We start from the raw sequence: 22,620 nt of genomic DNA, 5'->3' as shown, positions 1-22,620 counted from the left end.
GTGCCGCCGTCAGCCCGCCACGGCCGCCTTCGCCTCCTGCTTGGCCTTCATCCACTCGCTCATCCACGGCGCCCGGACGCTTGACGTGATCCGGCAGTCGGCCACGAAGGTTCCCTTGGCGCCGGCGTCGATCCACTCCTGAAGCGCGGCAAGGTCCGCCAGGGAGCGGATGACCGCCGACTCGGCACCCAGCGCGCGGGCGATGCCGCTGAAATCCACCTCGGGGATCAGCATGGGCTTCTCGGTCAGGCCCTGGGAACCGTACTGGTGGATTTCGGCTCCGTAGGCGGCATCGTTGTAGATCACGACGACGGCGCTGCCCGCCGCCCCAATGAGCGATTCGAGATCGGACAGGCCCATCAGGAAACCGCCGTCGCCGGAGGCCAGCACCAGGGTGCGGCCGTCCTCCACGGCGCGGGCTGCCCCGACGGCGCTGGCAAGGCCCAGCCCGATGGTCTGGTAGGCGGTTCCCACCATGACCAGGTCCTGGGGCCGCGGGATGTGCCAGTACATGGGTGCCCAGCCGAGGAAATGCCCTCCGTCCTGGACCACCGTGCGGCGCTCCGGCAGCATGTCATCCAGTGCCCTGGCAAGGAAGCGCGGGTCCAGCCGTCCGTCAAGCGTCTCGGCGGAGCCCGGGTGGTGCGCCGGTCCTTCGGCCAGGCGTTTGCGGGCTTCCGCGCGCCAGGCTTCTGTGCGGCTGGCGTACGGCGAGGCCGGGCCATCCAGCATCCGCAGGATGCTTCTGGCCGCGGACTTCACGTCCCCGCTGACGAACGTATCCACCCGGGGGTGCGTCGGCTGCAGGGCGGCGTCGATCTGGATAACGGTGCTGTCCGGGCCGAGCAGGTGCCCGAACCGCATGGTGAAGGGGCTCAGGCTTGCCCCGGCCACGAGGACCACATCGGCCTCACCCATGAGCGCGGCTGCGGTGTCCGTGCCGAACCCGCCCGCGACGCCGAGGTATCCCTCGCCCTGGAGGAGGTTGAGCGCCAAGGTGGTTCCGGCGGTCAGCGCGCCCAGGCGGTCGGCGAGCTCCTGGAGTTCCGGGCCGGCGCCGGCGAGATGCGCGCCGCGGCCGGCGAGGATCAGCGGCCGCTTCGCCCCGGCGAGCAGCCGGGCTACCTGACCAAGGCCGCCGTCGACGTCGTCCGTCACCTGAGGTGCCGACGGCACCGGAAGTTCCTCGTCCGCAGCCTCGAGGGCCGCGAGGTCGTAGGGAATGGCAATCACGACGGCGGTCCGCTTGGTGAGCGCGTATTCCACCGCCTGCTGCGTGATGGAGCCCGCGGCGTCGCGGGTGACGGTGAAGGTCGCCGCGCCGAGGCCTGCGGCGATTGCCGCCTGGTCCACGTCCCAGGGCCGGGCGCCGCTGCTCGGAGCGTCCCCGGTGACCAGCACGACCGGGATTTGCGCCTGGACCGCTTCGGCGAGGGCGGTGAGTGCGTTGGTGTAGCCGGGGCCGTAGGTGGTGGTGCCCGCGGCGAGGCGTCCCGACGTGCGGTAGTACGCGTCGGCCGCGGCGATGGCGGCGCCTTCATGGCGGACGGGGGAGAAGCGGAGGCCCAGCTTTTCCGCGGCGTCCAGGAAGTAGACGTTGCCGTTGCCCATCACACCGAAGACGTCGCTGAGATAGCTGCTGAGAACCTGCGCCACGCGGCCGGAGACGGTAAGTGAAGTCATGCAGGAATCTTCTGGCCTGGTCCCCAGATAGGCAAGAGAGTCGAGTTTGATTGGGATATTTGGCAGGGATATGCCGTTGAAACTGAAAATTTGCCCACATGTGGCGTGGGTCACCCGCGCTTAGTGGGAAGGGCGGGTTTCCTGCTCGGAGAGCCGGCTCAGCAGGCCGTCGTAGCGGGGCGGCATGAGTTCCAGTACGGAAATGGCCGTGCTGGTCCGCTGGATCCCCTCGATTTCCAGGATCTGGTTGGTGATGCGGTAGAGGTCGGCCGTGCTGCGTGCCACCACCTTGGCCATGAGGTCCGCGTCCCCGGTAGTGGCGTGCACTTCGATGACCTCCGGGATCGCGGCGAGCCCGTCTTCCACCGCACCTGTCCGGGTCTGGCTGATGGACAGCGAGAGGAAGGCCATGAGGTCATAGCCAAGCGCGGCGGGATCCAGCCTCCGGCTGAAGGAGCGGAGGGCGCCGCTGCGCTCGAGCCGTGCCAGCCGGGCGTGGACCGTGTTCCGTGCGACGCCGAGCGTCCGCGAGAGTGCCAGCGCGCTGGCTTCCGGGTCCTTGTCGAGGGCCAGGATGATCCTGCCGTCGAGGGAATCCACGGTGCGGGGGTTCTGAATGGTCATATTTTCACCACAGACAGTCGAAGTTGAGCAGAAGTCCCAATGGGTTGAGGGTATCTTGCATGTGCGCCGGGTCACAATCATGATCGGTGCTCATGACCAGTGATCAGCTCCTGACCGCTCCGGACACCGCGGTCCCCACTCTTCGCGGCGCGGTGGCCGGCCTCCCCCCTTATGTCCCGGGCCGGCGCAGTGCCGGCACGGACATCGCAGCCCTCGCCAGCAACGAAAGCCACTACGAACCACTTCCCGCGGCGACCGCTGCCGTGGCCGCCGCGGCCGGTACCATGAACCGCTACCCGGACAGTGCCGCCGTCGAACTCCGCGAACGGCTTGCCCGCCACCTCGGCGTCACGGCCGGAGAGGTGACGGTGGGGCCCGGCAGCGTCGGCGTCCTCCAGCAGATCATCACCGGCCTGTGCGACGCCGGGGATGAAGTCATCTTCGCGTGGCGCTCCTTCGAGGCCTACCCCATCCTGGTGGAGCTGGCAGGCGCCCGGCCGGTCCGCATCCCGCTGGATGAGGCTGAGGGCCACGACCTCGGCGCCATGGCCGCGGCCGTCACCGGCCGCACGAAGGTCATCTTGCTCTGCACCCCCAACAACCCGACCGGCGTGCCGATCAGCCATGAACGGATCGAGGCCTTCCTGCAATCCGTCCGCTCCGACATCCTCGTGGTGATCGACGAGGCCTACGTGGAATACGCCGAAGCCGGCAGCGGCCCCGATTCCCTGGCGCTCTACCGCAGGTACCCGAACGTCTGCATCCTGCGGACCTTCTCCAAAGCCTACGGACTGGCGGGCCTGCGCGTGGGCTACGCCGTGGCGGCGCCGGCCATCGCGGAGGGGCTGCGCCGGACTGCCCTTCCCTTTTCAGTGAGCGCGCTGGCCCAGAAGGCGGCCATCGCGTCGCTGGACGCGGGGGAGGAGATGGAAGCGCGGGTGACCGCCGTCAGGCAGGAGCGCACACGGATGGCCGCGCAGCTGGAAGCGCAGGGCTGGAAGTTGCAGCCGAGCCAGGGCAACTTCCTGTGGATCCGTGCGGATGAGCGCCTCCAGGCGAGGCTGGTGGACGCGTTTGACCGCGCGGGCATCCTGGTCCGGGCGTACCAGGGCGACGGCGTGCGGATCACCGTTGCGGACCCCGCCTCCAACGATCGTGTGCTCCGGCTTTTGGAAGCGCACGCGGCCTCAACAATCGACTGACCTGAAATTCAATCCGTTCCACCTACAACCAGAGGACTCCCCATGGAACAACAGACAATGACGTCTGGCCGCGCACTGGGCGCCGCACTCAAACCCCGCCAGCTCACCATGATGGGGCTCGGAAGCGCCATCGGCGCGGGCCTGTTCATCGGCTCCGGCGCCGGCATCCAGGCTGCCGGCCCGGCCGTGCTGATCTCCTACCTCGTGGCCGGCACCCTCATCATCCTGGTGATGTGGGCCCTCGGCGAGATGGCCGCCGCCAATCCGGACAGCGGTGCCTTCTCCGTCTATACCGCCAAGGCCTACGGGCCGGTGGCCGGTGCCACGGTGGGCTGGCTGTGGTGGCTGCAGCTCGTGGTGGTCATCGCGGCCGAAGCGCTCGGTGCGGCAGGCCTGCTGTCCACCATCTTCCCCGCTTTGCCGGTGTGGCTGATGGCCTTCGTGTTCATCGTGGTGCTCACCGCGGTAAACCTCACCAGTGTGAAGAACTTCGGCGAGTTCGAGTTCTGGTTCGCCCTGCTCAAGGTGGCAGCAATCGTCGGGTTCCTCCTGGTGGGGGCTGCCCTGCTCTTCGGCTGGCTGCCGGGCGTGCAGTCGCCGGGCCTGGCCAACTTCAGCGGCGACGGCTTCGCGCCCGACGGCTTCGCCGGGATCGCCACGGCACTCTTCGTGGTGGCATTCGCGTTCGGCGGCACCGAGATCGTCTCCGTGGCGGCAGCTGAGACCGCGGAGCCGGCCCGCAGCGTGAAGAAAGCGGTCCGGACGGTGCTGTGGCGCATCCTGGTCTTCTACATCGGTGCGATCTTCGTTATCGCCGCGGTGGTTCCCGTGGGTTCGGCCGGGCTGAAGAGCCCGTTCGCCGCCGTGTTGGAGGCCGCGGGCATGCCCGGCGCAGCCACCGCCATCACGCTGGTGGCCGTCGCCGCACTGCTGTCGGCCCTCAACGCCAACCTCTACGGCGCCTCGCGGATGGCGTTCTCCCTCGCTGAGCGGGGTGAAGCGCCACGTCTCCTCGCTTCCGTGTCCAAGGCGCAGGTTCCTGTCGTCGCAGTCCTGGCCAGCGTCGCCTTCGGCGTTGTCACGGTCGTGCTGGAGCTGGCCTTTCCCGAGACGGTCCTTCCCGTTCTGCTCAACATCGTGGGCTCGACGTGCCTGCTGGTGTGGACCTCCGCGCTCCTGGCCCAGCTCGCGCTGCGCCTCCGCGCCGACCGCGAGGGAACGGCGCTTCCCCTCCGGATGGCCGGATTCCCGTGGCTCACGGTGGTTGGTCTGGTCATCCTCGCGGCGATCTTCACAGTGGGCTTTATCGGCGAAGACTCCCGCCCCCAGCTCCTGAGCACTTTCGCGCTCGTGGCGCTCCTGGCAGTGGCGAACTGGCTGCACCACCGGTCAATGAAGCGCTCTGCCAATGCCGCCCCGGGTCGCGTCGAGTCTTCGGAGCGCGCCGAGCCTCCGGTGCTCATCGACTGAAGCCTGGGGCAACTTCCGGCCCCCGGAGATCCTGACTATTCGCGTCGCCAGGGTCAGAAGCTCTCCCGTCCGGTCACGGCCTGGCGGGAGAGCTTCTTGTATCCCTACAGCGGTTGGCCACGATCAGTGGCAGCAGGGCTGCAGGCGAGGAGACAACGGCGGCCGCCTGCGACGCTTCGCCCGCGTCCCCGTAGCCCCAGTCCGCGAATATTGTCGGGATGCCGTGTTGGGCGGCTCCGGCGATGTCGTAGCTCCGGTCTCCAATCATTACGGGACTGGAGATGTCTACGCCTTCGGATTGAAGGCGGAGCAGCAATTCGGCGACGACCTCTGCCTTGCTCGCTCTTCCATCGCGGTCGGACGCCCCGCAGATGTTGATGAAGTGGCCTTCGATGCCAAATCTTCGTGCGAGGCTTACCGCTTGATCTTCCACCTTGGATGTGGCCACAGCCATCGGAATGCCGGCCAAGTGCAGATGGTCAAGCAGTTCGATGATCCCGTCGTATGGGCTGGACTGTTCAGCGCCGTGGTCGGCGTATGCCTTGCGGTAGTGTTGGAGGGCCCTTTGGGCGGTTATCTCGTCCAACTGTGAGACTGTTCTGAAGGACTCGATCATCGGCGGGCCGACGAATTTGCGCAGTTTGTCCATCGCGGGGACTGGCGCGCCTACGGCTGCCAGGGCTCGGGCAGCACTTGCCGTAACGCCGGGTGCTGAATCCAGCAGCGTCCCGTCCATGTCGAACAGGACGCAGCTAATGCCGGTGAGAGGTGGACGGTCTTGCTGCAGAAGTGTCATTTTTCGAGTGCTTTCGGTCGTGGAGCTGGTTCGGTTCTGGGTACGCCGGGGAAAATTTTGGTGTGAAGGGTGGGCATGGATCGAGTGAGTCTTGATCAGATAGACCAGAGGATTCTTGCGGAGCTAACGAAGAACGCTCGGATGAGCCACGCGGAGCTGGCGACCAAAGTCCTGCTGTCGAGGAATGCCGTGCGCCAACGGATCGAACGGATGGAACGGCAAGGGTATATCCAGGGGTACACGATCGTTGCCGGCCCGCCAGGGCAGGGGCCGGTGTCCGCCTTCCTGATGGTTTACAGGAAGGACCGGGTGCGGGGGGCGGACGTCATCACCGTACTGCGGTCCATTCCTGAAGTGGTTTTGTGTGATGTTGTGAGCGGTGACTTTGATCTGCTGGTGAGGGTCGAGGCCCGGTCGCTGGAGAGGGTTCAGGAGATCTGGGAGCAGATTGCGGCCATTCCCGGCGTCACGGACACGGTGACGGCCATGACGCTGTCCAGTTACATCAGGCGGGGCCCCGGAGGTGCCCGCGCCACCTCCGGTTCGGTCAGTTCCTGATGCAGATGACCTTTGGCTGGGTCATCTCCTCATACGCGAAATGGACGCCCTCCCTGCCCATGCTTCCGTACTTGGCCCCGCCGAACGGCATGCCGTCGAAGCGGTAATCAGAGGAGTCGTTGATCATGACGCCGCCTGCTTCGAGCTGTTGGGCCGCGTCCATGGCACTGGCCAGGGAGTCGGTGAAGATGCCCGCATGAAGACTGAACTCGATGGCGTTGGCGACTTCGATGGCCTCGTCGAACGTGCTGAACTGGCGGAGCATGACCACGGGCCCGAAAACCTCCTGCTTCCACAGCCGGCTGTCCGTCGGGACCGCTTCCAGGACGGTCGGGTGAAGCACGTTGCCGTCCGTGACATTGCCTGAGAGAAGGACCGCGCCGGCGCCGAGGGCCTCGTCCAGCTTGGTTTGGAGCTCATGCAGGGCAGCCGGGCTGATCATGGGCCCGACGTCCGTCCGTTCATCTGAAGGATCTCCAACAACCAGCCTGGCCGCCGCCTCCAGGAAGCGCCGGCGGAACGCGCCGTACATCGGGGCGGCTATGAGAATCCGCTGCACCCCCACACAGTTCTGGCCGGCGGCCCAAAATGCTCCTGAGACGCAGGATTCCACCGCCTTTTCAATGTCGGCATCGTCCAGGACGATCACGGGTGCGTTTCCGCCGAGATCCATGGACAGCTTCTTCAGGCCCGCCGTGCGGGCGATGCTCTCACCCGTGGAGAACCCCCCGGTAAAGGACACCATTCGTACGTCCCGGGACCTGATGATTGTTTCGGCCACCTCCCGGCCGCCGTTGACAATCGTGAGGGCCTCCGGCGGGAGCCCCGAGCTCACGAGGGCGTCGGCGAGCAGCTGGGCTGACAGCGGCGTCAGCACAGAGGGTTTGAGAATCACGGCGTTTCCCCCGGCGATTGCCGGGCCGACCTTGTGCGCCACCAGGTTGAGGGGGTCGTTAAACGGGGCGATCGCGGCAATGATGCCCAATGGTTCGCGCGAGTACCACCCGGTGCGGTCCTCTGAGCCTTCATAGGAGTCGAAGGGGATGACTTCGCCTGCGTTCCGGCGCGCTTCGGCAGCGGACAGGCGGAGCGTGTTGACCGCGCGCAGCACTTCTTTCCGTGCCTGGCGGATCGTCTTCCCGGCCTCGGACACTATCGTTAGCGCGAACTCCTCGCTGCGCTGCTCGATCTCCGTTGCGGCGCCGTCCAGGATCTTCCCGCGTGCGGCGCGGGACAGGGCCCGTGCCTTCCGGGCGCCGACGCGCGCCGTTTCGATCACGGCCTTGCCGGCGGTGGCATCGGTCAGCGAAACCGCGCCGACCATGCTGCCGTCGTAGGGGCTCGTCACGTCGCGGAATTGTGGCAGCGCGGTTTCTGCCGAACAGACTGTGGATTCAGGCATTTGCGGATACCTCCGTCCTGGCTGCGTGCATGGCGATGATGTCAGAGAGCAGCGCGTAGGCGGTCTCCACGCGCCCGGCTCCCGGTCCGGAGATGGTGACGGCGCCCAGAAGATCGGTCTCGAGGGACACAGCATTGGTCGCCCCAGCAACCCCGGCCAGCCCATGATCAAGGGGGAGCGCCACTGGTGAAACGCCTGCGGTCACGGACCCGTCCGGATTCCGCCGTGCCGCGCCGACGAGCTTCCAGCGGCGCCCCTCGCGGGCTGCCTTCCGAATATCTTCCGGCGTCACGGTGGAAATCCCCTGCCGATGAACGTCCTTGAGCTCTATGCCGGCGTTCAGCAGTTCGTTGGCGAGGATGAGGACCTTGAGCTGAACGTCGTAGCCCTCGATGTCGGCTGCGGGGTTTGCTTCGGCATAGCCGAGTTCCTGGGCCTCCCGGATGGCCGCGCCGAAGTCCAGGCCGGCTTCCATCCGCCCGAGCACATAGTTGCTGGTGCCGTTGAGAATGCCTTCAAATCCGTTCAGTTTCAGCCCCGCAAACATCTTCTTGGCCAGGCGGATGACGGGAGTGCCGCTCATGACGGCGCCCTCGAACTCGAAGTGCACGCCGTTCTGCTCGGCGAGGGAGCTCAGTTCGGCGCCGCGGAGGGCAACCGGGCCCTTATTGGTGGTGCAGACGCTCTTGCCGGATTCGAGTGCCCAGCGCACATGTGAAACTGCCGGCTCGCCGTCTTCGGGATTAGTGAAGGTGGCCTCGCAGATAATGTCCGCTGTGCAGTTGCGGATCACGGATTCGTTGTTGGTGTCGGCAGATCCGCCGTGGGCTGCAAACGTTTCATTGTCGCCGCCCAGTTTGAGGGCAATGGAGAGGTCCACGCCTTCGGGCTGGACCAGGGATCCGAGACGCAGGTCGGTGATGGCCACGATCCGCAGGCCGAAGCCCAGTTCGGAACGAAGTCTCTCACCACGCGTCGCGATCAGTTCGGCCAGCATCCTGTTGACGCCGCCGAAGCCGATCAGCGCAATGTCGTAGGTGGTCATGGTGCTCCTTCAGTCAGTTACATCGGTCCTCCAATGCTGACCGCATTCCATGTCCGTCAGCGCATGTGATTGTGACCGAAAAGCAGGGCGAACTGACCATCCGCCTGCCGATTCGTCATGGACGCCGAAACGTAACCTACGTTCAACATAGACATGTGCAGATGTTTTTAAAGACCAAAACTGCGATTTCGTGTTACTTTCATCACTGTCGCTACTGCGCAGCCCGAGTCGGCGTGACCCACGCCAGGCCACGTGCGCATCCTTCGCATCACACCTGCCACTCACCTGGGAGAAACCATGGAATCGTCATTACCTGTCCAGCTGGAACCGCAGCCAACCATTCCGCCATCGACCGATTCGGGGCTCCGGCGGTCCATGGGGGCACGGCATCTGGTCATGATCGCCATGGGCGGGGTGATCGGCTCCGGGCTTTTCCTGAGCTCGGGGTACACCATTTCCCAGGCCGGGCCGCTCGGGGCGGTCATCGCGTATCTCATTGGCGCCTTTGTTGTGTACCTGGTGATGGCCTGCCTCGGTGAACTTGCCATCGCTTATCCGGTCTCAGGGGCCTTCCATATCTACGCGGCGAGGTCGATCGGGCCGGCCACCGGGTTCACCACGGCCTGGCTCTACTGGCTCTGCTGGGCGGTGGCCATCGGATCGGAGTTCACGGCTTCCGGTCTCCTGATGCAGCGCTGGTTCCCGGGTGTCGACGTCTGGATCTGGTGCCTGATCTTCGCCTCGGTCCTCTTCGGCTTCAATGCGGTGTCTTCGAAATTCTTCGGCGAATCCGAATTCTGGTTTGCCATCGTCAAGGTCGGCGCCATCGTGGTTCTCATCGTTTTCGGCGGCGCGGCGCTGTTCGGCTTCCACCCGCTCAGCGAGGCGGCCAACCATCCCAGCATGTTTGAAAACTTCAGCACTTCCGGCGGTCTCTTCCCCAACGGCTTCACCGGTGTCCTGGTCACTGCGCTTGCGGTGTTCTACGCCTTCTCGGGTTCAGAGCTCATCGGTGTGGCGGCGGGCGAAACCGCTGACCCTGCCACCAACATCCCCAAAGCGATGCGCAGCACGGTCATCCGTCTGCTGATCTTCTTCGTCGGGGCAATCGCTGTCATTGCCGCCACCATCCCCTTCGAGCAGGTCGGGCTGGATGAAAGCCCGTTCGTGACGGTCTTCTCATCCATCGGCATTCCTTATGCCGCCGACATCATGAACTTCGTCGTCATCACCGCGCTCCTTTCAGCCGGTAACAGCGGCCTCTTCTCCTGCGCGCGGATGCTTTACTCCCTTGCCGACGAGGGGCACGCGCCCCGGGCGCTGAAGAAACTGACCCGGCGCGGCATTCCCATGACTGCACTCTCCGTGAGCATGCTCGGTGGCCTGGCATCCCTCATCAGCAGTGTCGTTGCACCTGAAACGGTATATCTGGCTCTCGTCTCGGTGGCGGGTTTCGCCGTCGTCGGGGTCTGGATGTCCATCACCGCATCGCATTTCTTCCACCGGAGATCCTTCGTCAAGAACGGCGGTGATGTCTCTGCGCTTCCCTACAAGGCCCCGCTGTTCCCGCTGGTGCCGATCCTGGCCTTCTCGCTCTGTGTCGTCTCGCTCATCGGCATTGCCTATGACCCGAACCAGGTGGCAGCGCTCTATTTCGGATTCACTTTCGTTGGCGCCTGCTATGCCTTCTTTTACTTCAAGTACGGACGCAAGGCGCGCGCACACCAGCCCGCCTGACGCCGTCATCAACTATCGTCCACGGAGCTTGGTGGCGGGAGGCTTTCGCCCCCGCCACCAGGCTCGGCGTTCTGCAAGGACATGTGAGAATAGGCGTAGTCATCAGGCGGAAGGAGCACGGAGCATGGATTCTTCCTCGGAAGCGTCATCCATGGCCCAAGGCCTTCGGATAGTCCGGCTGGTCGCAGACCGGGAGAAGCGGGGAAGGCGGCTGCTCGGCGTTTCCCAGATCGCATCCGAGCTGGAGATGGACCAAAGCCGTGTCTCCCGGTTGACTCAGGAACTGTGCGAGCTGGGGCTGCTGGAACGAGTCGAACGCGGGCCATTCCGGACCGGTCCACGTTTTTTTGGCCTGGCTGCCGCGTTGAATACCGGCTGGGTCCGCGAATCAAGAACCGAACTTGAGGCTTTGGTGGCCTCGTTCGGCCTGAGATCCAGACTTTCCGTCCGGGAGGGCTTCCGCGTCATTCTCCTGCGGACCTCCAGCAATGACGCAGTTCCCGGCGGCTTCGTGAAACCCGGCATGGTGACACCCGTGTGGTGCACCGGGTCCGGCCGGGCCCTGCTGTGGGACGAGGAGCAGCCAGCCGTTGAGTCCCTCCTTGCGGACGTCAACTTCATTGGCGTGGGCGGTCCGGGGGCGGCCCATTCGCCGCAGGAAGTCGTCGAACTAATGGACCGGGACCGGGCGCGGGGCTTTATCGTCGCGGAGGAAGAGTTCGAGCATGGAGTCTACGAACTGGCGGTTCCGGTCCGCGCCGCCGACGGTTCCGTTCCTGCAGCGCTCAGCGTCCTGGGCAGCCGGGCCGAGATCATGTCCGGCGCAGACGGCATTGCAAAGGCCCTGTGGGAAGCAGCCCAACGGCTGGGCTCCGGCCAGGGCGGCACGCGAAACAGTGCCGGCCGGAAGGGTCTTGCCAGCTAAGGCACGTTCTGCGGCGGGACCTGACCCAGCACGGACTCAAGCCACCTTCCCCGGGACACGAGAGCCGAGGCGCAGGCCTCCAACCTCGGCTGCAGGCGGGTCTTGGCGCCTACGACCTGCAGCGCTGCCACCACGTCGCCCTTGAAGTCCCGAATCGGAACGGCCAGGGAATACAGCCCCGGCTCGGCTTCCTCGTCGACGATGGAGTATCCCCGCGCCCGGGCCGCGCGCAGCCGCGACAGGAAGTCCTCCACGTCAAGGGGCGTATTGGGGCCATGGCGCACGAAAGCGACACCGGAGAAAAGGGTCCGGACCTCGTCGTCGGACGCTTCCCACAGCAGTGCCTGGCCGGCATCGCTGCAGTAGGCCGGGTACGGCCGGCCCAGCCATGAACCGATCATGTTGCTACTTGCCGGAACATGCTCACCGATGGTGACGGTGCTGTCTCCGCTCAGAATTCCAAGGAAGCATCCTTCATCAGTCTCACGGGCCAAGCCTGCCAAGGCGGTGGCGCCGTCGGTCTGCAGGCGCTGTTCGGACAACAGCTGCGCGTCCGTCAGGAGCGACCAATCGACGGCGTAGGTCCGGTGGTCTTTGCGGACCAGGAACCCCTCCTGCTGGGCCGTCCGCAGGCTGCGCGCTACCTGGCTGCGGTCCTTGCCCAGGTCGGTTGCTATATCAGCGACCGTTCCGCCGGGCAGGCCTTCCGCGTTGCGGGAGCCCACCGCCAGGACAGCCATAATTCCCCGGCCCATGCTGGATGTCTTAGACATGGGTCCGATTCTAGTCACTGGAGGGATGCCTCCTAATGGATGGCGAAGACCCGGGCAGGAAAACCGCTGCCCCGCAGCGGCTTGGGCCAGGTGGCTATGAGGGCAGCGCCCGCTTCCGGAAGTCCGTCCAGGTTCGCCATCAGCTCGATCTGCCACCGGTTCTGTGCCAGGACGTAGGTCTCCAGTGTGAAATCCTGGCGGGAGGTGGCCAGTCCCGGGTCTGTGTCCGTCTGCTCATGACCGACGGCGGTAACCGACCGCTCCTCAATCAGGAAGGAGAGGACTTCCTGCGACCAGCCCGGTGTGTGGCTGACACCGTGTTCGTCCCTGTTTGCCATGGCGGCAGCGTCAGGCCAACGGTCACTCCAGCCTGTCCGCAATGCCACAAAGGCCCCGGGTGGGATGGCACCATTGCGGTGTTCCCAGGCCTGGACGTCCTCCATCCTGGGAGTGGCGTCCGCATTCGCGATGACGCGGTCGGTGATGTCCAAGACGACCAGCGGAAGGACCATCTCCTCGACGGGAATCTGGTCCAGGGTCCTTCCTCCTGAGATGAAATGCGAGGGAGGGTCAACGTGTGTTCCCCATTGTCCGATGATCGAGTAGCGGTGAGCGGTGAAACCGTCACCTTTCTCCAGATCGAAGACTGGCTCCCTGATTTCGTCGGGGAATGCCGGGAAGTGCGGCTGGCCGGGGTGGAAGGCGTGCGTCAGGTCAGTGAATGATTTGCCGGCAAGCAGCGTCTGCAGGCCGTCCCAAAGGGCGGTTGTGGTGACTTGAGTCATGACGCGGCCTGGCTTTCGACGAGTGCCGGAAGGGAAGTGTTGGAAACGCCGATTGGCCCTGTCAGCTCAATGACCGGCACTTCCCAGGGGTGGATATCCACGATGTGCTGCAGGAAGCGTTCCACGGCAGCGTCGTCGAGCGCAGCATCGAAATACGTCGTCAGGACCAGGGTCGGCGAAATTGTCTGTTGGCCAACCTGCCCCAACGTAGGATTGGCGCCTTCAGCGCAGGTGAACCCCTCAAAACCCAAACCGGATTCGAAGACATGCCGGTAGTTGCCAAAGTCCCCGAGGTCAGGGGATTCCGCGACTGCGGTGAGCAGAGCCGCAATGCCCGCTTCGTCTTTGAATGCGTCTGCGTCGCCGCTGGCGAGCCGCGAGAAGGTTTCGGGAGCTACGGGCCAATGCACGCGCAGCTTGCGTACTGGTTTCATTTCAATCTTCAAGGGAGGTCTCCTGGTCGGTTCACAACGGGCTCTGCTGCCATCGTGGCACGCTGTGATGATCATTACAAGCATTGAAAGATGCTTATTATGAACACAACCACCGTGCTTGGGATATTCACCGTGCCCGACAGCCATGGACGAACGAACCGCTTGGAGCCCAAACAATGCCCAGTAACACCAAGCTCTCCCGCATGCTCGATGCCGGAGCGAACCTGACCCTGGACGGCGCACTCGCCACCGAGCTGGAAGCGCACGGCTGCGATCTGGACGACCCCCTGTGGTCGGCCAAAGTCCTCCTGGAACAGCCGCAGCTCGTCAAGCGTGTGCACCGCGATTACTTCCGCGCCGGAGCCGCGGTCGCGATCACGGCGAGCTATCAGGCAACACCCCAGGGATTTGCGCGGCGCGGCATTGGCGAAGAAGAGGCGCTGGAGCTGGTGGCACTGAGCGTGCGCCTGGCCGAAGAGGCTCGCAGCGAGCACCTGGCCGAAAACCCGGGTGCAGGCCCCCTGCTGATTGCCGGATCGGTCGGTCCGTACGGCGCATACCTGGCCGACGGGTCGGAATACCGGGGAGACTACTTCCTCAGCCGAAACGAGTTCATGGGGTTCCACCGGCCGCGAGTTGCCGCGCTGGTGGACGCGGGAGCGGACATTCTTGCCTGTGAGACGCTGCCGTCCTTGCCGGAGGCCGAGGCCCTGACGGCACTCATGGAAGAGTTCGACGTCGAAGGCTGGCTCTCCTTCACGCTGCGGGACGGAGGGCACATCAGCGACGGCACGCCGCTGGCCCAGGTGGCAAAGCTCGCCAGGGCGCAGCCGTCCGTGGTGGCCATTGGCGTGAACTGTGTGCCGCTGGAGCTGGTTTCCCCAGCCCTAGGCGCCCTGGGCACGGCCACGGACACGCCCCTGATCGCGTATCCAAATTCCGGCGAAATCTACGACGCGGTCACCAAAAAGTGGCGGCCGGCTACGTCCGGGGACACATCTGGGGGAGCCGGTAACAAGCAGCCCGCAAGCCTGGCCGAAGGAGCCGCCGCCTGGCGTGAACTTGGTGCCCGGCTCCTCGGCGGGTGCTGCCGAACCACCCCGGAGGATATCGCCGCCGTGGCCAGGCTGACAGAAAATCCCTGACGGCCGGCCCGCCAGACAGAAACGTCAGAGGATTCCCGCTCAGCCGGCCGCGCGCCATCGCTGAGTCCCATAACCGTCAGGCGAGAAGCATCTGGACGGTGCTGGGCAGGGTGGAGGCCACGAGGACGTCGTCGAGCTCGGCCACCTTGTCGCAGAAGATCGCCGGGCAGTACCAGCCGTCGTAGCCGGTGGCCTTAGGCTACTGCAGACCTAGCTTGGCTTTGCCTCCGCGGAGTGGGAATGGAGAATTTCCGACAGGACGTGGCACGGAGCGCCTAGGGTCGGCCGGCCAAGCGGTGGGTGATGGCCGACCTACCGCTCCTGAAAATTTCAGAAACTTTTTCGCTTTTGTCTAACGTCTGCGAGGTCTGCTGTTACTCCCCTGGGTCGACGCGCGAGTTCTCCAGATGGCTGCGAAGGGTGGCAAGTGTTATCCCGCGCTCCCGATCTACCACCCAGAACTTCCAACCATTGGTGGCCCGTCCTGTTAGTCGTTTCGCCGCGCCAGACGGCGTTTCGAACGGAACTCCCCCTACCAATATGGAGCCGTTGGCAAGAATGGTGGCTGATTCCGACGCTCCTGTACCCCGGGTGTAGATTTCTTGCCCCGCCGTGAGCAAGCCTGCCTTTATCAGGTCCGCTACCGACACATCATGGATGACGTCTCCCCGAAACTCGCCCTGGCGCACGCCAAGGGCTCGCTCGGGTACGGGCCAGATACTAAAAATGTCTTGAAGCAAGGCGGATGTCCTTTTGTCGATCGACTCTTCATCCCACCCGCCTGCGCCTAACAGCCCAAGTTGCTGATTCATAAGCAAAACGCTGTGCTCATTTAGTGCTTCTAACTTGCCACCGGGCCCGGCCCACGGGCCGTTTGAAACTCTGCTGTTCAAACCGCCTGCCACTAAGGTCAGGTTGCCAAGCCGGTGGATGTGCTTGTCCCGTTCCATTTGCCGTAGGACGTCGTCGCCGACGCCCCAGTTGCGTCGCCAGCTTTGCGGCAACAGGTGCTCGATGGAGTGCACTCCTCGGCGGACCATACCCTCAGCGAACGACGATCTCGACGTCCCATAGCCTCTGTAATGATCTTCTACTGATTCGAGCACCATCTGCAGGAGTGGTCTCCTGAATCTCCTGTAGACGGGAGCCTCGAGAAGCTCGGCTTTAAGATCCATGTCAGATGGCCATGCCAGATTCGGTGCGCTTGATTCCGCAAGTAGTTCGGTGAGTACGTCTCCAGCAAAGTCACGCGAGGAATCCTCGAGTCGAGTGATCAGCGCCGCGACGAATTGACCGATGCCCGCATTCCCCGCCCGCACAAGCCCGCGCCTGACGAGCCAACTTTCTAGGGAGACAAGAAACCGAGTCAGCTGCGCCTCAGGAATCGGGGCCTTCCTAGGGTCTAAGGCCCATATGAGGAGTGGGCCAGCACTTTGTGTTCCCAATACTGACGTTCTGTAGGCAAAGAGTTCCAATCGGTTCAGATCGCTCGAATTGTCCTCCGCTGCTTTGTTCCAAGACCTGTAGTCCACCGCGCACGCGTCGATGTGAGAAAGCATGTCCAGGGTCGCCTGGCCCGACTTTTGGTCCGCAAACTGCTTGAATTTACGAAAGACCTCGCCGGTTGGTACTTCAGACCCGGTTTGGGAGATGAGCCATTGACTTAGGTAGATTGAGATTCGGGGAGATGCAACGCGTCCGACGCTTACTTCCTTTTCCCAGAAGGCGGTTTCGAAGTGCGCCCAGTACTTCTGATACATCGATTCAGTCTCCTGCTGGTCGAGGTCCAGCCGCTGAAAGACGAAGTTCTTGATGAGGTCGGCTCCGGTCAGGGGCGTGCCCCGGGCGTTTAGTGTCTCAAAAATTTGCTGGGAGTCTTCGTTATGCTCTAGCTCGATAGCCACGAGAGTAAGTTTGTGGATTAGAGTCCGCGTGAGAATTTTGGCGCGTTCGATCGCGTTTCCGTGCTCAAGCCAGGAGCGAATCTGTTCTAAGAAAAAGGAATGCCCTGCCGTCAACAGACCATGTGAACCAGCTGTTACCGACGCCGCCGGTTCTACTTCTCCAGCCATGATGATAGCTAGATATTCTTGCTGGTCCCGAGTCGTTGGGGTCAATTTGTATCTATCAGCCGGCCCTAAGAAAGTTTCGCTGTTTCGAAAATGAGCTCTGAGATACTCGGCTTCTTGGATGCCATACTCACCGACAGCGCGGAACGCCGCATGAAAGATTAATTGGAGCGTGGTCAGGCGCTGCTGCCCGTCAATGACTGATCGCGTTTGAACCGCTGCGGCTCCTGAGACCTTTTGCAGGACGACTGCGCCCATGAAGTGGGGTTCAACGCCATCGCCTTCGGCTGCAAGTCTGCCAGCCAGCCTTTCAATGTCTTCCCATAATGGTGCCCATTGCTTTTCTTCATTCCACACGTAAGGTCGTTGAAAGAGCGGCACGAGGATACGCTGGCCAGCCTGAAATACTTCCTGAAGGTTCTTAACATTCGTGTCCATGGAGACCTCTCTTCAGATCAAATTTCAGCGCGTCTTCCGGTTCTGCCTTCGGAATAGAAGTCCTGCACTCTCGAGGTTAGCGGCGAAACCGTGAGATGTGCCTCAAGCCTGACAACTTAGCGCCGTTCATGATGAACAACGCAACTTTCACGGGAAAGCAATGGGCGAACCGATACGACCCCCATGTCGAGCCTATTGATCGCTTCGTCGATTCGTTGATATGCTCGCGTCCTCAGCATCCTTCGGGACCCTGCCCTAAGACTCACAAAGAGAGCGGCAGCGGCATGCTATGCATCGAGAATGACGACCCAACAGCTGCCAAGCAATGCGAGCTTTTTGCTGAGAAGCTGAGCGCGCGCGATGTTACGCCCTGGAATGTCTACCCTTGGCACATCAATAGGCCGCCCACTGCTCAGCAGGCTACGGAGGGCTCTAAAGTCCTAGATCGCCTCACAGCATTGACGCCGGACCTTAGGGTGGTTCTTCTTCAATGCGGGCATGCCCAGGAGGCGTGGAAAAAGTTCGCACAATTCGCACTCAGCACGATCGCCCGGAGAGGATTGGTGGCAGTACCGACCTTTCACCCTGGAATTCAAGCACTGCAAACCAGGGACCCGGCAGAGCGGCAGCGCCGGATCGATCGAAGAACTCAGGCCATCGGTGAGGTTACCTCGTCTTGAATACCTGATGTTGAAGGTCAGCGATTCCAGAGCTGCGGCCGGTATTCCCAACTTCTTTGGGCCTGACAAATCCAGTACTGGACGCGGAGTTCTTCGACATGACGGCTGAGAAAACGGGACACGGCAAGTGGCCTGTGCTCAAGTGTCCGGGGCTATGGAAGAGCGAGTTGGACTAAGCGTCGCTCACGATACCCAGATTGGTATGGGCGCTTCAGGTTTGACGCGATGAGAGTACTTCCTTGATCCGTGTCAGGTAGGGCCTAATTTGGGCATCCCACCACTCGTCAGGAATCCCAGCGAACTCGGCGTTCGCCGGGACCTCAATGATGGTTCCAACGGTGAGCGTGCATCCCGAGAACGTCGGTTCCAGCCGGTAGGTGGAACGGCTATTCATCTCGCTTGCGGCTATGGGACGCGTAGTTGCCCACCAAGGGCCTTCCTCACCGATGACTTCGATGATGGAGACTGAGCCGTCGCGGCTTATGAAGCACTGTTGTTCTCCCACCCCGGAAGGGGTTCCGGGGACTTTGAACGCCCTTAGCGCGTCGGACAGCAGCACTGCGCTCTCAGCCGGTCGGATCAGTGACCATACGGTGTGGGCATCGTGATCGTATGCTTCCGAGGCATGTGCGCTGTAAATCTTGGTGCGGCCTGAGGCGTCGGCGGCATCGGCGGCTTGAGCTGTCCGGACGGCCCTCTTCTGTCGGCGATTCACCACGGCAGACAGAACGAGGAGCATAGTCAACAGCGCGGTTGCGGCTAGCAGAATCCCAAGCCCCAGACCTTGATTTCCAAAGTAGCTGATGACCGAGGCAACCACAGCGATGGCAAGGCAGCCGGCGGCGAAAAGTGTGTCGTGGAGGATCTTGATGAATTTGATCACTTGGTCATTATGAACGTCTGACCGGGGCGGGCCGTGCATGGCACGTTCGTTTTGCATAGTTCGCGGCTGAAGCACCTGTGTGGCCCCTCGACACCGAGCAGCCACAGAGTTATTCATGTCAGGGTCTCTTCTGGATATTGGTTTTCAAAGAGCCCCTGACCTCTTTCCAGCCGCACCATGCAACCGAAGTCCCACCTCCGCGGCGCGAGCTTCAGCCCGTCCAAACCACGCTCATCTGTGAAGGGACACCTAAGTGGTCACAAGGACTGGGACCGAACATGCAAACGAGAAATGGACTCGGCTAGGGTTCGAGATCTTGTCGAAGTAGGTTCACCATCTCCTGATGGTGGGCTTCGACCTCGCGATCGCCCCAGGCGCCCAGCTGGCGTGTCTTCGCCGCCATGAGATGCATTTTGGGACTTTGCGTTTCGATAGTTCGAAGGAAATTGGTGGCTTTTGCGTGCGGCAGGCTGTTGTTGAACTTGGAGTTTGCCCCGACGCTTACTAAAGCGAGGTTTCCAAGTTTGTGCAGGTTGGTGGTGCTTACCCGTTCGCCTGATTGTTGTTCGTCCGGACTTTGTGGATAAAAATGTTCGATGGAGGTTCGGAATGAGAACATGTAATCGGAAATTAGATTTGGTACCCAATTATTCACGATGAGGAGATAGTCAAGGTAGGTGAAAACCACACGTGAAATATTGAAACCCACTGGCTCATCGGCAAATGAGAACGCTTCTCGCACCTTTTGGCGGGTGTACTTCTGGAGAAGAAGAACTAAGTCCTTCTGGGAGACATTCGCAGGGTTTTCCGCTTGCAGTACGTGATGGAGCACTAGTGTAATCCAATGCATCGTGCGAGGTGAGGTGTACGTAACGCGTAGCATTCCCTGCAGCAGCAGAAGGTCGCGCGTTGTGGGGTCGATTGTGTCACTGTCATCCTTGGAGTTATCGGCGTACGTGTTCCGATAACCGACTGTGCTCTTGTTTCCGCTTCTCGTTTTCACAACCTTGCGAAGTGACCACTCGCCTTCGTCCGAGTACGTGGCCAAGAACTCACGCTTCAGGATGAAGGAGTCAAACGCTACCCTTGCGCGAAGGAGCAATGCTATGAATTCTCGAACGCGGTCCGGCCGTTTAGCGGAAAATTCCCTGTCGAACAGCATGATAAGTCTCTTATCGTCCAGGCCACCTTCGTCTTCAAGCGGATTTTCCTGGGACACAAGTAGTTTAAGTGTGTGCAGAAGCAGCGAGTTGAATGGAATCGTTGAACTGAAACGATCTGAGTCGGACGGATCTACTGACTCCGAAACATCTTTCTCCGAGTAGATCGCCAATGCTTCGTCGATACTGTTTGATGAAGCATTCGAAGCGGTGCGCTGACGAGGGTCTGACTCTGGTTCGCGGTGCTCATTAAACGCTTCTAGCAGATCTCCAAAATTAGAAGCGGTCAGCCAGGACCAGTTTTCGTCGAATAGAGCGTCGCGAAGCGAGGGGTTCCCGCGGGCCAGGGGTCCTTGTACGTAGGCATGCATTTTGGAACACGCATCCCAAACCCAAGCAAAGCATGCACGCTCCGATTCATGAGGGAGGTAGCTCATTAGACGGGCCTTCACAATATCGACGGGTTGTAATTGCGCCCCCCGGGTGTTCATCACCTCGAAGTACCGGTTGAGATCTGTGCTCCCAGGCAAAGATGCCCTGACGAGGTGTACGTGATTCAGCAGGTAGTTCCCGAACTTCTGGAGGGCATCACCTGAGACGTGTTGGTCCATGTACTGCTGGATGATGTTGTAGCCCTGGTGGATTCCGGAATCTTCCAGGCTTCCCGGAGCTGTGTTCGCCGAATTTTCCGGGAAACCTCCGTCGAGGCGACGCAGTGCCTCGCTGGAACGTGGACGTGACTCATAGCGAAGGCGCGTGGCATGGGCCCGAAACCTTTGGTTAGGGATTCCCTCGGCCCGCGCTAGGAAGGTTAGCAGCAGATACAAAGTGGTCAGTCGTTGCTGTCCGTCAATCACTTCGTACTCGTCTGATTGAGATCCTCTGGCGGTGACAATGACGTTGCCGAGGAAGTACTTCTCCTCCCCATGCTCGATCGCGTCCCGGACGTCGCCTATCAACTGTTCGATCTCCTCAGCGCGCCACGCGTAGCTTCTCTGATAGACCGGCACTGTGTATATGGCGTTTGACTCGAACAACTGAGCCACTGTGCACAGATCGGGCCTGAGGGCTTCGTTCTGCATTAGGTTGCAGTTCCATTGAGGAGGGAAAAAAGTTCAGGTTCGTGTCCGTCGCTGTATTGTTTCCCTGTCGAAACAAACTTCCTCACCACACGACCGTCTGATGAATTTCGGAATTGTACGAAGGGGGACATGACGTTGTCTTTTCCATATCCTGCATTGTTGATGGATGCCTGAACCACACGGAGATATCGAAGACGAAGATCGAAAGACCATGCAAAGAGATGACTGCTAGCGAGATCAATGTCCGCGTCCGAGAATTTATTAGTGTAGTACAGCATGCCCGCAAGGTATAGTTCCGCAACTTTTCGATATCGATGCTGAGTGAGTTTTTTCTCGAAGGTCACTACCTCTGAGCTATTTCCTGATCCTTCTTTGACGGGAAATGATCGCTCCTTGAGAACTTTGACTTCGCTCAACATAAAAGTAACCATTTCGAAGAATGGCCGCCCAGCCAGCAATGGCATATCAATTTGAAATCGGCTTCGAAGGGCATTAATTTCGTCCTTTGGACTGACAGAATTATGCCACTGGTTCATCAGGGGAACCATACTCTGGGCGGCAGCGTGATAGCGGGAACTCGGTGACAAGCCTCCGGCAGAAGAGATTCCTTTAAACATGTCTATATCGTGAATGGTGAATCCTGGGGCGGTTTCGCCTTTTGACCATTTTGAAATTCGGTATAAATAGATTGAGAAGAGTTCGTCCAGGGCATTATCTCCAGCGGACTCCCACTCTTCCACGGTGGCTGCCTTCAGAGCATCACTTTCGCGGCGCATTTCGCGCAGGTGATGAGCCTTCAGCAGATCGTGTGGCGCCAGAGGCCTTCCGCGATAGTTCTGAGAATCAAACACCCGGAATGCTTCATCAACGTTATCGGTAACCACCCGGACCATGTGGCATTTGTCGCGGATGAAAGATGCAAGAGCTTGTCGCCCAGCAAGCTGCAGCGGTCTCGCAGTGTCCTGGAGCATGCGCCATACTTCTGCCACGGGTGACGAACTGTCCATTATCTTGGGAGAAGGCGATTGTTCTCCATCGAGAATTCGGAGCAGCATGCGCAGGGTTAGGAGTCGTTGTTGCCCGTCGACCACATCGAAGTGCCTGTCATTCTCGTGCAGAATTACTGCCCCGAGAACGTAGGGCGCCGTTTGGGGGCTTACGCCTCCATTGGCTGCCTGCTGGGCGTCTTGAATGTCGAGAACGAGGCGAAGGGCAATGTCGGATGTCCACACATAGGGACGTTGATAGTGGGGAATCCTAAGATCGTCGTCCAAGAGTTCGCCGACAGACGCTGCCCTGACCCCGCGATCGTGTATTGCCACTGAGCAGACTCCTTCTAGTTGATAGCTCTCAAGAGCCTACCTCTCGGCCACTCTTGATCCTGGGCGTCCCCGCCGAGCCTTTCGTGCCGACCGGACAGGTGTGCTGGAGTGTGGACTGCCTCGCTGTTGGAGGTTGTCTTCGCGGCGCCGTTACCGTCGCTTTTGCTTTTGGCTCTCCAGGTAGCTAAGTACTCTATTGAGTTCGACGTCGTAAAGCTCCGGGACAGTGTGGATCCTGCGTCCTGACCCCTTGAGCAGCATCATCCGCGCCTCTTCTGCGCTGCCCAGGCGGAGCGCGCGCAGAGCGATCATTACTTCGTCTACTTGAGTCTTAGTCAGCCTCTGATGCCTGGACCTGAGTTTGTTGTGCCCGCTGTCAAATACCTCGTAGCCGTCAGCCATGACGT

At 61.6% G+C, this 22,620-nt stretch carries 19 protein-coding genes; 6 read left to right on the top strand and 13 right to left on the bottom strand.

What is annotated here, in order from left to right:
* Positions 1-9: 9 nt before the first annotated feature.
* Together AC5RUM_RS16700 and AC5RUM_RS16695 are read right to left on the bottom strand one after the other, a co-directional pair.
* Complete coding sequence (locus AC5RUM_RS16700; protein ID WP_494035983.1) at positions 10-1,683, bottom strand: thiamine pyrophosphate-binding protein; 1,674 nt, start codon at positions 1,681-1,683, stop codon at positions 10-12.
* A 120-nt stretch (positions 1,684-1,803) separates the two neighbouring features.
* Entirely contained in the window at positions 1,804-2,307 is a 504-nt protein-coding gene (locus tag AC5RUM_RS16695) for an Lrp/AsnC family transcriptional regulator (protein WP_494035982.1), read from the bottom strand.
* A gap of 92 nt (positions 2,308-2,399) precedes the next feature.
* Here AC5RUM_RS16695 and hisC point away from each other — a divergent pair, with 92 nt between their 5' ends.
* Together hisC and AC5RUM_RS16685 are read left to right on the top strand one after the other, a co-directional pair.
* Positions 2,400-3,509, top strand: coding sequence for a histidinol-phosphate transaminase (hisC, locus tag AC5RUM_RS16690; RefSeq protein WP_494035981.1), 1,110 nt, complete (start codon positions 2,400-2,402; stop codon positions 3,507-3,509).
* 42 nt (positions 3,510-3,551) lie between these two features.
* The gene (locus AC5RUM_RS16685) at positions 3,552-4,979 is read left to right on the top strand and encodes an amino acid permease (RefSeq protein ID WP_494035980.1); all 1,428 of its coding nucleotides are present in this window, start codon (positions 3,552-3,554) and stop codon (positions 4,977-4,979) included.
* Between the two features lie 73 nt (positions 4,980-5,052).
* On the opposite strand, the gene AC5RUM_RS16680 is transcribed toward AC5RUM_RS16685, so the two are convergent.
* On the bottom strand, positions 5,053-5,775 hold the full coding sequence (locus tag AC5RUM_RS16680) for an HAD hydrolase-like protein (protein WP_494035979.1): 723 nt from the start codon (positions 5,773-5,775) through the stop codon (positions 5,053-5,055).
* 75 nt (positions 5,776-5,850) lie between these two features.
* Here AC5RUM_RS16680 and AC5RUM_RS16675 point away from each other — a divergent pair, with 75 nt between their 5' ends.
* Entirely contained in the window at positions 5,851-6,333 is a 483-nt protein-coding gene (locus tag AC5RUM_RS16675; protein WP_494035978.1) for an Lrp/AsnC family transcriptional regulator, read from the top strand.
* On the opposite strand, the gene AC5RUM_RS16670 is transcribed toward AC5RUM_RS16675, so the two are convergent.
* Entirely contained in the window at positions 6,323-7,735 is a 1,413-nt protein-coding gene (locus AC5RUM_RS16670) for an aldehyde dehydrogenase family protein (RefSeq protein WP_494035977.1), read from the bottom strand. The two genes, AC5RUM_RS16675 and AC5RUM_RS16670, sit on opposite strands and share 11 nt — an antisense overlap.
* Complete coding sequence (locus AC5RUM_RS16665) at positions 7,728-8,780, bottom strand: homoserine dehydrogenase (protein ID WP_494035976.1); 1,053 nt, start codon at positions 8,778-8,780, stop codon at positions 7,728-7,730. The genes AC5RUM_RS16670 and AC5RUM_RS16665 overlap by 8 nt, the downstream gene beginning before the upstream one ends.
* Positions 8,781-9,077: 297 nt before the next feature.
* On the opposite strand from AC5RUM_RS16665, the gene AC5RUM_RS16660 reads away from it, so the two are divergent.
* Both AC5RUM_RS16660 and AC5RUM_RS16655 read left to right on the top strand, forming a co-directional pair.
* The gene (locus tag AC5RUM_RS16660) at positions 9,078-10,517 is read left to right on the top strand and encodes an amino acid permease (protein WP_494035975.1); all 1,440 of its coding nucleotides are present in this window, start codon (positions 9,078-9,080) and stop codon (positions 10,515-10,517) included.
* Positions 10,518-10,641: 124 nt separating this feature from the next.
* Positions 10,642-11,442, top strand: a complete 801-nt coding sequence (locus AC5RUM_RS16655) for an IclR family transcriptional regulator (RefSeq protein WP_494035974.1) — start codon at positions 10,642-10,644, stop codon at positions 11,440-11,442.
* Here AC5RUM_RS16655 and AC5RUM_RS16650 read toward each other — a convergent pair.
* Genes AC5RUM_RS16650 through AC5RUM_RS16640 form a run of 3 tightly spaced genes read right to left on the bottom strand, consistent with a single transcriptional unit; the run spans position 11,439 to position 13,446 of the window.
* Complete coding sequence (locus AC5RUM_RS16650; RefSeq protein WP_494035973.1) at positions 11,439-12,215, bottom strand: IclR family transcriptional regulator; 777 nt, start codon at positions 12,213-12,215, stop codon at positions 11,439-11,441. The two genes, AC5RUM_RS16655 and AC5RUM_RS16650, sit on opposite strands and share 4 nt — an antisense overlap.
* A 32-nt stretch (positions 12,216-12,247) precedes the next feature.
* A complete protein-coding gene (locus AC5RUM_RS16645; protein WP_494035972.1) occupies positions 12,248-13,000 on the bottom strand; it encodes a cyclase family protein in 753 nt (250 codons plus the stop codon).
* Entirely contained in the window at positions 12,997-13,446 is a 450-nt protein-coding gene (locus AC5RUM_RS16640; RefSeq protein ID WP_494035971.1) for a hypothetical protein, read from the bottom strand. The genes AC5RUM_RS16645 and AC5RUM_RS16640 overlap by 4 nt, the downstream gene beginning before the upstream one ends.
* 164 nt (positions 13,447-13,610) lie before the next feature.
* Between AC5RUM_RS16640 and mmuM the strand changes: the two genes are divergently transcribed.
* Positions 13,611-14,579, top strand: coding sequence for a homocysteine S-methyltransferase (gene mmuM, locus AC5RUM_RS16635; protein ID WP_494035970.1), 969 nt, complete (start codon positions 13,611-13,613; stop codon positions 14,577-14,579).
* Positions 14,580-14,953: 374 nt separating this feature from the next.
* Here the strand turns inward: mmuM and AC5RUM_RS16630 are convergent, their stop codons facing one another.
* The 5 genes from AC5RUM_RS16630 to AC5RUM_RS16610 all read right to left on the bottom strand — a co-directional run bounded on the left by AC5RUM_RS16630 (position 14,954) and on the right by AC5RUM_RS16610 (position 22,525).
* Positions 14,954-17,086, bottom strand: a complete 2,133-nt coding sequence (locus tag AC5RUM_RS16630) for a GmrSD restriction endonuclease domain-containing protein (protein ID WP_494035969.1) — start codon at positions 17,084-17,086, stop codon at positions 14,954-14,956.
* 891 nt (positions 17,087-17,977) lie between these two features.
* Positions 17,978-18,649 (bottom strand): hypothetical protein, encoded by a 672-nt coding sequence (locus tag AC5RUM_RS16625; protein ID WP_494035968.1) that lies wholly within the window; start codon positions 18,647-18,649, stop codon positions 17,978-17,980.
* Positions 18,650-18,950: 301 nt separating this feature from the next.
* Positions 18,951-20,891 carry a DUF262 domain-containing protein gene (locus AC5RUM_RS16620; protein WP_494035967.1) on the bottom strand — a complete coding sequence of 647 codons (1,941 nt, stop codon included), beginning with the start codon at positions 20,889-20,891 and terminating at the stop codon, positions 18,951-18,953.
* Positions 20,891-22,213 (bottom strand): DUF262 domain-containing protein, encoded by a 1,323-nt coding sequence (locus AC5RUM_RS16615; protein WP_494035966.1) that lies wholly within the window; start codon positions 22,211-22,213, stop codon positions 20,891-20,893. The genes AC5RUM_RS16620 and AC5RUM_RS16615 overlap by 1 nt, the downstream gene beginning before the upstream one ends.
* Positions 22,214-22,363: 150 nt before the next feature.
* On the bottom strand, positions 22,364-22,525 hold the full coding sequence (locus AC5RUM_RS16610; RefSeq protein WP_494035965.1) for a hypothetical protein: 162 nt from the start codon (positions 22,523-22,525) through the stop codon (positions 22,364-22,366).
* Between the last annotated feature and the right edge of the window lie 95 nt (positions 22,526-22,620).

The organism is Arthrobacter sp. B2060 (assembly GCF_059090445.1).
This window is presented reverse-complemented; position numbering and strand designations above follow the sequence as displayed.

Excerpts from the sequence above, each read along its gene's own strand:
- AC5RUM_RS16700 (WP_494035983.1), bottom strand. The coding sequence starts at position 1,683 with ATGACTTCACTTACCGTCTCCGGCCGCGTGGCGCAGGTTCTCAGCAGC.
- AC5RUM_RS16695 (WP_494035982.1), bottom strand. The coding sequence starts at position 2,307 with ATGACCATTCAGAACCCCCGCACCGTGGATTCCCTCGACGGCAGGATC.
- hisC (WP_494035981.1), top strand. The coding sequence starts at position 2,400 with ATGACCAGTGATCAGCTCCTGACCGCTCCGGACACCGCGGTCCCCACT.
- AC5RUM_RS16685 (WP_494035980.1), top strand. The coding sequence starts at position 3,552 with ATGGAACAACAGACAATGACGTCTGGCCGCGCACTGGGCGCCGCACTC.
- AC5RUM_RS16680 (WP_494035979.1), bottom strand. The coding sequence starts at position 5,775 with ATGACACTTCTGCAGCAAGACCGTCCACCTCTCACCGGCATTAGCTGC.
- AC5RUM_RS16675 (WP_494035978.1), top strand. The coding sequence starts at position 5,851 with ATGGATCGAGTGAGTCTTGATCAGATAGACCAGAGGATTCTTGCGGAG.
- AC5RUM_RS16670 (WP_494035977.1), bottom strand. The coding sequence starts at position 7,735 with ATGCCTGAATCCACAGTCTGTTCGGCAGAAACCGCGCTGCCACAATTC.
- AC5RUM_RS16665 (WP_494035976.1), bottom strand. The coding sequence starts at position 8,780 with ATGACCACCTACGACATTGCGCTGATCGGCTTCGGCGGCGTCAACAGG.
- AC5RUM_RS16660 (WP_494035975.1), top strand. The coding sequence starts at position 9,078 with ATGGAATCGTCATTACCTGTCCAGCTGGAACCGCAGCCAACCATTCCG.
- AC5RUM_RS16655 (WP_494035974.1), top strand. The coding sequence starts at position 10,642 with ATGGATTCTTCCTCGGAAGCGTCATCCATGGCCCAAGGCCTTCGGATA.
- AC5RUM_RS16650 (WP_494035973.1), bottom strand. The coding sequence starts at position 12,215 with ATGTCTAAGACATCCAGCATGGGCCGGGGAATTATGGCTGTCCTGGCG.
- AC5RUM_RS16645 (WP_494035972.1), bottom strand. The coding sequence starts at position 13,000 with ATGACTCAAGTCACCACAACCGCCCTTTGGGACGGCCTGCAGACGCTG.
- mmuM (WP_494035970.1), top strand. The coding sequence starts at position 13,611 with ATGCCCAGTAACACCAAGCTCTCCCGCATGCTCGATGCCGGAGCGAAC.
- AC5RUM_RS16630 (WP_494035969.1), bottom strand. The coding sequence starts at position 17,086 with ATGGACACGAATGTTAAGAACCTTCAGGAAGTATTTCAGGCTGGCCAG.
- AC5RUM_RS16620 (WP_494035967.1), bottom strand. The coding sequence starts at position 20,891 with ATGCAGAACGAAGCCCTCAGGCCCGATCTGTGCACAGTGGCTCAGTTG.
- AC5RUM_RS16610 (WP_494035965.1), bottom strand. The coding sequence starts at position 22,525 with ATGATCGCTCTGCGCGCGCTCCGCCTGGGCAGCGCAGAAGAGGCGCGG.